Here is a 7,922-nt window from a genome sequence, read left to right as displayed (position 1 = left end):
GTTCGGCGGTGACACCGAGAACATCTGCAGCGCCGTCACCACTGAAGTCCGCGGCCATGACGTGCTTGAAGGTGCCCCAGCCGTGCCCGATCTCCCGCGGCGAGGAGAGGGCGAGGTTGTTGTTCGGGTAGTAGAGAAGCTTGCCGTCCGCAGCCACTCCCAGTACATCGGAATGACCGTCGCCACTGAAGTCGGACACTCGCTCGAGGTCGATCTCCTCGACGATCTTGCGGTAGCGCAGGGCGCGGTAGTGCGAGGTCGGGTGCCCGGACAGCGTGGACTGGCTGAACGACGCGCCGGTCACCTTGTCCAGCGGCGTGGAGCCGAAGCTGTAGTACCAGAAGCGGGTCTTGGTGCTGTTCTCCCAGCCGCCGAAGAGGATCGCGTGGTACGGGTAGCGGCCACCGTCGTCGTTGACGCGGTCGTTGAGCAGGTCACCGGGCCGCAGGTCGGACCGGTTGATCGCCACGGTCAGGCCCGGGTCGTCGAGTCCGTCGGTGTTCGGGTCGGATCCGAGGTGCCAGGCCATGCCGACGTAGCCAGAGCAGTCGCGTCGGTACTGGCGGGTGCGACCGACGTCCCACGTCTTGGCGACCTGGCTGTAGGTCATGTCGGAATTGTTGCGGCGGTTGTACCAGTCGGTCGCGCGGGCCAGCACCTCGGTGCGAGTGATCGGCCCGCCGATCGACGAGGCGGTCGTGACCGGGACAGCGTCCACGGCCTGTGCGCCCGCCACCCCTGGAGCGAGTGGAAGGGCGAGCGTCAGAGCGACTCCCGCTCCCACCAATGTCCTGCGAATTGACTTCCTCATGCGTGTACCCCCTGAAGATTCGTTAAGTTCGAGTCCGGTCGACAATAGATCACCAAATTGACTGATCCCTTCGGCGACGAACCGTAAATCACTACTCGGCCGGTCGCGTCCATCGGGTGAATACATCGGTTCCAGTACCCGCCGTTTCGCAGAAGTGTGACCACTTACCGCCGCGATTGGTCAGGGCCGGTTGTACTGCTCACAGATGACGTAGTAATCGGCGTCGTCTGCGATGCAGATGACGACGTAGCAAGGACCACCGACGACATCCGCGGACAGGTTCCACGTGCCGCTGGAAACGTCGTTGCAGTTGCTATGGGTGATCAGCACCGGGAACGGGAGGACCGTTGCGACTGTTCGCAGGAGACGACTGGGCTGAGAGGCATCACGATGTGGAGGTGGTGGACGGCTCCGGCCTGCGGCTGGCCAAGGCCCGCCCGCCCGAGGGCGTGGCCGGGATGGCCCGGCTGCACGCGATGGTCGGTGAGTTGGTCGGCGACGTCGCCGACGAGGACGTGGAGGTGCTGGTCGGGATCGAGACCGATCGCCCGGAGCACGCGCCTACTACGACCGGCGGCGAGCCCGCGGCAGCGGCCACAACGCCGCCCTGCGCCAACTCGCCAACCGATTCGTCGGCATCCTGCACGGCTGCCTCAAGACCGGCACCCACTACGACGAGATGACCGCCTGGTCGCATCACGTCAACTCGGCTGCGGCTTGACATTCAAACTCCTGGGATGGCTTTCGATGGATCAGTCCCCTCCGGACCGGTCACCACTGTCGCCGAGGGCTGTCATCGTTCCGTCCTCGCGCCGTCATCTTCCGCCGTTCGCGCGTGCTTGACCTGGGCATACGCGATCAGGTTCAGCGAGGCGCTCCTGGAGGCGGGCGTGCCGGAACTGGTAGACCGCCCCGACCTGGCGCAGCACGCCGCGGTGGTGGGCGTCGTCCAGGAACGTGACCAGATCCCATGGGACGCGGCCCCGGGAGGCCAGCCAGACGATGGTCGGGCCGAGGGCGCCCCAGGCACGGGCCAAGCACACGCTGAGGCCCACCGAGAGGCCGAACAGCCCTCCTGCCACGCACGCTTGAACAACACTTTGGGTGAACTGGAAGACCTGGCCGCCGATGATCGTGCCCGCCACCGCGTAGGCGCCGCCGCCCGGGTTGCGGACGAGGAACCTGCCCAGCAGGCCCGCGGCCACTCCGCCGGCCACGCCGTGGACGACGTCGAAGCGGCCGTCCAGGATCTCGGTCGTGGGGTCGTCCGGGGTGAGCATGAGCGCCAAGGTGTAGAACAGGCCCAGCGACACCGCGAATGACGCGGTCAACGCGAGCGTCGCCGTGCGGTCGTCGCGCAGCACCGTCGCCGGGCTTGAGACGCGGTTCGCGTCCAGCGGGGTGTCGAGCCAGACGTGCACTCCCACGGCCAGGCCGAACACCACCGCGAGCAGGCCGGACACCCATGCCGGGAGAGACCAGCCGAGTCCGAGGCAGACGCCGATCACCGCACCGATGGCGAACCGGCGGGCGAAGCCGAACGCGGTGCCCGCGAACCGGGCCTCCACGCGCAGGGGGCCCGGTCGGCGCATCGCCCGGTGGGTGACGAAGCCCGCGGCCCCGAACGAGACGGCGTAGACGGCCCCGATCGTGGGCCCGGCGGCCAGCCAACCGGTGAGCGCGAACAGCACCGCGGGCAGTAACCCCAGGTACAGGCCGACGACTTGACTCGGCACCGCACGGTCGAGTCGCCACCAGGCCAAGTCGTAGGTGCCCTGTCGTTCCAGGTGGCGGGCGAGGAAGGCAAGCCAGTGCCGTGCCCGCACGGGGTCGTAGTCGCGCAACCGGGTCGGGCGGTCGGGTGGCGCCGGGTTGCGGGCGTAGACGGCGGGGAGGTACGCGTCGAGAAGGTGTCGTTCGACCGACGCCCGGTCGGGGAACCTGATGGTGTCGCAGAGTTCGCCGGGGTGGCTCCCCGGGTTCTTGTACGCGGTTCGGGCCAGGTCGACCATCAGTGGGGTGCGCAATGCCTGTGCCAGCGCCCCGCCGGGCTCGTGCCTCAGCCTGTGAACCACCGCCTGCCAGCGGCGGGGCGGTGCCACGCTGTGCGCCATCGGCTGGCGATCGGACCGGGAGGTGGCCCGCGGTGGTGACGCCCGAGCTGCGGCAGCCCGACGACCCCGCGTCGCAGGATCCGCCGCCCGACGCGGGTGACGACGGCCCGGCGCAGGTCCGCAACACGGTGTCGGGGACCGTGGGCGTGGTGGTGCAGGCCGGTGGAGTGCACGGCGACGTGACGCTGCACGCCGCGCCGCTGCCGCCCGCGCCGGTGGTGCCGCGGCAGTTGCCCGCCGCGCCGGCCTTGTTCGCCGGGCGGAGCGCGGAGCTGGCCCGGCTGGACCGCGTGCTGACCGCCACCACAGCGCCCGCCGACCCGGCGGACACGGGGGCGACGGTGCTGGTGTCCGCGATCGGCGGTGTCGGGGGCATCGGCAAGACCTGGCTGGCGCTGGCCTGGGCGCACCGCCGGCTGGAGCGGTTCCCCGACGGGCAGCTGTTCGTGGACCTGCGCGGGTTCAGTCCCACCGGCGAGTCGGTGCAGCCGGCGGTGGCGGTGCGCGGGTTCCTCGACGCCCTGGGCGTCGAGGCGAACCGCATCCCCACCGACCTCGACGCCCAGGCCGCGCTCTACCGCAGCCTGGTCGCCGGGCGGCGGATGCTCATCATGCTGGACAACGCCGCCACCAGCGAGCAGGTCGCACCCCTGCTGCCCGGCTCGCCGAGCTGCACGGTATTGGTCACCGGCCGTCACCGGCTGGCCTCGCTGATCGACCGGCACGGCGCCCGACACCTGCCGCTGAACGTCCTGTCCCCGGAGGAGGCCCGCGGCCTGCTGGCCGCCCGCCTGGGCGCCGACCGTATCGCTGCCGAACCCGAGGCCGTGGACGAGCTGATCGGGCTGTGCGGGGGCCACCCGCTGGCATTGTCGATCACCGCGCGCACCGCCGAGCCCCACCCCGACGTCGCGTTGGCCGAGACCGCCGCCGAACTGCGCGACCTCGGCCTGGAGGCGCTCGACCACGACACCGACCCGGCCGCCAGCCTGCCCACCGTGCTGTCCTGGTCCCTGCACCACCTCACCGACCAGCAACGCACCGTGTTCGCGCTGCTGGGCATCGCCCCCGGCCCGGACACCACCCCGCCCGCCACCGCCGCCCTCACCGACCTACCCGACAGCACCGCCCGCAGAACGCTGAGCGGGCTGGAGAACGCCTCGCTGCTGGAACGACGGCCGGGCGGCCGCTACGCCATGCACGACCTGGTCCGCCGCTACGCCACGGACACCGCCCACACCACCTTGCCCGAGCACGCGCGGGAAGCGGCCCTGACCCGGGTGGTGGACTTCCACCTGCACACCGCCCACGCCGCCGACCGACTTCTGGCGCCCCACAGGCCGATCCTGAATCCCGAGCCTCCCGCACCCGGCGTGCACCCACACCCACTGTCCGACGCTGCGGTCGCCACGGCCTGGCTGGAGGCCGAGCACACCACCCTGCTGGCCAACCAGCGCGCCGCCGCCGCCCTCGGCCGCCACCATGTCGTCTGGCACCTGGCCTGGACCCTGGACGTCTTCCATATCCGGCGAGGACACCGGCGCGACGCGCTGGCGGCGTGGCGGGCCGCCCTGGACGCCTCCACCCACCTGCCCGACTCCGCGACCCGCAGCCGCGCCCACCGGCTCTTAGGCAACGCTTACATCCGGTTGCGCTTGCACGAAGAGGCCGCTGAACACTTGAACCAAGCATTGGTGTCGGCCGTGCGCCACCGGGACCTCGCCGAACAGGCGCAGACTCACGAGGTGTTCTCAAGCTCCTGGGAACAACGGGGCGACGATCGGCAGGCACTGGACCACGCTCGACGTGCCCTCGACCTCTACCGCGTCCTCAACAAGCCCAAGCGAGAAGCCTACGCGCTTAACTCGGTGGGTTGGTTCGCCGCGCGCCTGGGCGAATTCGACACCGCCCGCGACCACTGCAACGCCGCCCTCATCCTGCACCGACATCACCACAACACCGACGGCGAGGCTGCCACCCTGGACAGCCTTGGGCTCATCGACCACCGAGCCGGTGACCACCACCAGGCCGTCGACTACTACCACCAGGCCCTCACCCTGTACCGAACCCTCGGCCACAGCTACGAGGTCGCCAACGCCCTCGACAGCAAGGGCCACCCGCTTGCCGTACTCGGATACCACGAACGGGCCCGCAGGGTGTGGCAGGAGGCGCTGGAGCTCTACCGGGACCAAGGCCGCGACGCCGACGCCGAACGCGTCCAACGCCAACTCGACGCCCTCGACGACACCGGCCACACCGACGCTGACAGGCAGTGACGCCTACCTTGCGCAGGTGGCCGAGGTGCGTGGCGCAGCCGCCGTCGACCACCACCGCGGCCGCCGAGGATGGACAGCCCGTCGAACACCACGACGTCGACAACCACCGCGCCCACCGAGGCGCACGAGGCCGACGCGACCGAGGCGGCGCACCGGTGCGGGCACCAGCCCCACTCCCCCACCGACCACCACGCCCACAAGCAGCACGGCCACCGAGGACGACGACCAGGACGCCGTCGACCACGCGGCCGCCGAGCCCGAGGCGGCCGCGGCGGCGGCTAACACGGCGCGGCCGCCGTGCGCGCGGGCGCACGAGCCGCGGTACGGGCGCCGAGGACGTCGACCGGCACCACGTAGCCGGCCCACCCGGAACACGTAGTCCAGCCCCGCCGACCACGTAGCCGGCCGCCGCAACCACGCACTCGGGCACAACAGCCGAGACGGTCGAGACCCGCGGCCGCCGAGCACGACGTCGACCAACACCACGCCCGGCAATCGCCCCATCTACGACGCGCGGTACCCCTACGACCTCGAGATCTGGTCGTACGGCCGGGACGGTGCCGCGTGGTGCCGTGCGCTGCACTCGAGCTGGGGTGCTTGGCACCACTGCTGAACCGGACGATCAAACAGCGCACCGGGGCCCTGCCTCAGCCCCCGGTGCCACTGCCACAGTTCGGCTGCTTCGCGTTCTCGACGTGACCGCGACTGGCGCACCGCCAAGAGCCACGGGAAGACCGCACTACGGGTCAAGCCGTGGTCGCTCATAACCTGGGACAGAACCCTTTCTCGGTCAGCGGCGGCACGCGGCGCGTCCGTGCTCGACACCGCCACCGAGCCCCTGCCCTGGGCCGACCGCATCAGCCTCCGGCACTCCTACCGCGGCCACCCCGACTTCCCCGGCGGCTGACCCAGCCCACGATCCGGAAACTAGGCCGAACGACCCAGCACGCAGTTGACCGGACCCAGCCTTCGAACAGCAGGTCAACAGGCTCGCGCTCCGCAAGGTTCAAGCGGAACGGACAGTTGTTCTGTTCGGACGAAGATGGCGGTGTTCGGGGGTAGTTGACGGAGGCAGTGGCGGAGTTCGAAGCAAGGTGGCGAGGCGGTGACCAGGTCCCGGTGCTGGACAGGGGTCAGGGCGGCATGGACATGCACGGGGCGCGTACTGGTCGTGGCCTCGTCGTGGTCGGTTGAGTGTGGTAACCCGATCCAACCGCGACGAGGCCCTTCACGTTCACTAGGACATCAGCACCGGTGCGTTACGACACGACTTCCGCCCAGGTGCTTAGACGGGCAGGACTTCGAGCGCGCCAGGACCGGCGACGCGCCGGACCCCCTCGGTCAGGCACTGGAGCGGGTTGATGGTCAGGCGGGCGCTGATGAGCACCAGCGTGCGACCGGCGAAGTCACCGGAGTTGACGGTGGCCACCACGATCCCGACGTTCTCGCCGAGAGGCCGCTGGCTCAGCGTGATGCCCCCGGTGAAGTGCGACGTGCCCGTGTGGTGACCGTCCTCGTCCTCCCACTTCACGGTGCCTGCCGCGTTGGTGATCGGGGCGTTGACGGTGCAACTGACCAACCCGGACGCGCTCGCGGTGTAGTCGCCGAAGGCGCGGTCGGGATCGATGATCTGGTTCACGCAGGGACCGAACCTCCCGTTCACCCTGACCGTGTTGAGACGCGGCAGCACCGTCAGACCGGGGTCGATGGTCTGCTCGACCTGGCCGGGGCAGACCACCAAGGGCGTGTCGTCCTGGGCGTGGGCGGCCTGCGCGGTGCCCGTGACCGTCGCGCACACCAGCACGCAACTGGTCATGAACGCCGCCAGTCGGCGGCCGCGGACGAGGGCTGAGGACCTGGCCGCGGCGAGCGCGGCCGGACGAGTGCGATTCATGAGCAGCGGTTCCATTCCGCCTCCGAACACCGCAGTGGTGCCGCCGGGAATCCCCACCGCGACATCCGGCGCTTCCTCGTGGGTTGAGTGTTCGTCGTAGCGGCCCGATCGAGTTGCGGTTCCGTGGTTGGCCGTCCGATGAGCGCTCGGGACGGTCACGGTACCCAGATCGACCCTCGCCCTGAAGAGGACTTCACGCGATCGGCCCACCCCGCACCCCCATCGGACCAGTCCGGGGCGATCGGAACCCGCCCTTTGCGGAGTCGCGTCGCCCTCGCGGACTGCCTTTCCGCCGCTCATCACTTGCGTGGTGCGGCTCTCGCCGCCGAATCCGACAGGCAGGTCCGAACAAACTGGGCTGTCGGGTGTTCGCCCCTACTTGGCAGACCGCAGGTCAGGCGGTCGCGCCTCCGCCACCATCATCCGGAACGGACATCCACCTTGGGGTTTGTCTTGTTCGGAGCTGGTTGGCGGTGTTCGGGGCCAGTTGGCGGGGGCGGTGATCACGGCAGCCCAGACCAACCACCATCAGAAGTGCCGTTCCAGTGAGCCCTGTTCAACCTGTCGGCCCAGTCACCCGGCGGCCCTGCCAGGCCGGTCGGCGCGATCAGCGCCAAACGTTGTGCGGGAACCACACGCGGCCTCGTAGTGTGCGCGGGCGTTCGGGCTCGATGACAAGGGTTCAGTGACTGTTACTACGACAACGACAGGTTGTGACCTGAGTCCCTCTTGTGAGGTTGTCCCCGAAGACCGGACACCGGATTTCATGCCACGAGGGCGAGACCTTGACGATAGCCGACACGGACTTCGTGCGGAGTGCGGTAGCT

The 7,922-nt window shown here is 69.8% G+C and carries 5 protein-coding genes; 2 read left to right on the top strand and 3 right to left on the bottom strand.

The window, feature by feature from the left end:
• Positions 1-937: VCBS repeat-containing protein (locus AB0K14_RS40020; protein WP_364340488.1), on the bottom strand; the 937-nt coding region annotated here is incomplete at its 3' end.
• A 272-nt stretch (positions 938-1,209) separates the two neighbouring features.
• On the opposite strand from AB0K14_RS40020, the gene AB0K14_RS40015 reads away from it, so the two are divergent.
• Positions 1,210-1,494, top strand: coding sequence for a hypothetical protein (locus tag AB0K14_RS40015; protein ID WP_360466578.1), 285 nt, complete (start codon positions 1,210-1,212; stop codon positions 1,492-1,494).
• A 132-nt stretch (positions 1,495-1,626) separates the two neighbouring features.
• On the opposite strand, the gene AB0K14_RS40010 is transcribed toward AB0K14_RS40015, so the two are convergent.
• Positions 1,627-2,925, bottom strand: a complete 1,299-nt coding sequence (locus AB0K14_RS40010; protein WP_360466580.1) for a hypothetical protein — start codon at positions 2,923-2,925, stop codon at positions 1,627-1,629.
• Between the two features lie 32 nt (positions 2,926-2,957).
• On the opposite strand from AB0K14_RS40010, the gene AB0K14_RS40005 reads away from it, so the two are divergent.
• A complete protein-coding gene (locus AB0K14_RS40005) occupies positions 2,958-5,201 on the top strand; it encodes a tetratricopeptide repeat protein (protein WP_360466583.1) in 2,244 nt (747 codons plus the stop codon).
• A 1,285-nt stretch (positions 5,202-6,486) separates the two neighbouring features.
• On the opposite strand, the gene AB0K14_RS40000 is transcribed toward AB0K14_RS40005, so the two are convergent.
• Complete coding sequence (locus AB0K14_RS40000) at positions 6,487-7,095, bottom strand: hypothetical protein (RefSeq protein ID WP_360466586.1); 609 nt, start codon at positions 7,093-7,095, stop codon at positions 6,487-6,489.
• Between the last annotated feature and the right edge of the window lie 827 nt (positions 7,096-7,922).

It is taken from the genome of Actinosynnema sp. NPDC050801, from assembly GCF_040673975.1.
In the GTDB taxonomy this organism is placed as follows: domain Bacteria; phylum Actinomycetota; class Actinomycetes; order Mycobacteriales; family Pseudonocardiaceae; genus Actinosynnema.
This window is presented reverse-complemented; position numbering and strand designations above follow the sequence as displayed.

Coding starts and splice junctions, on each gene's coding strand:
- AB0K14_RS40010 (WP_360466580.1), bottom strand. CDS start 2,925: ATGGCGCACAGCGTGGCACCGCCCCGCCGCTGGCAGGCGGTGGTTCAC.
- AB0K14_RS40000 (WP_360466586.1), bottom strand. CDS start 7,095: ATGAATCGCACTCGTCCGGCCGCGCTCGCCGCGGCCAGGTCCTCAGCC.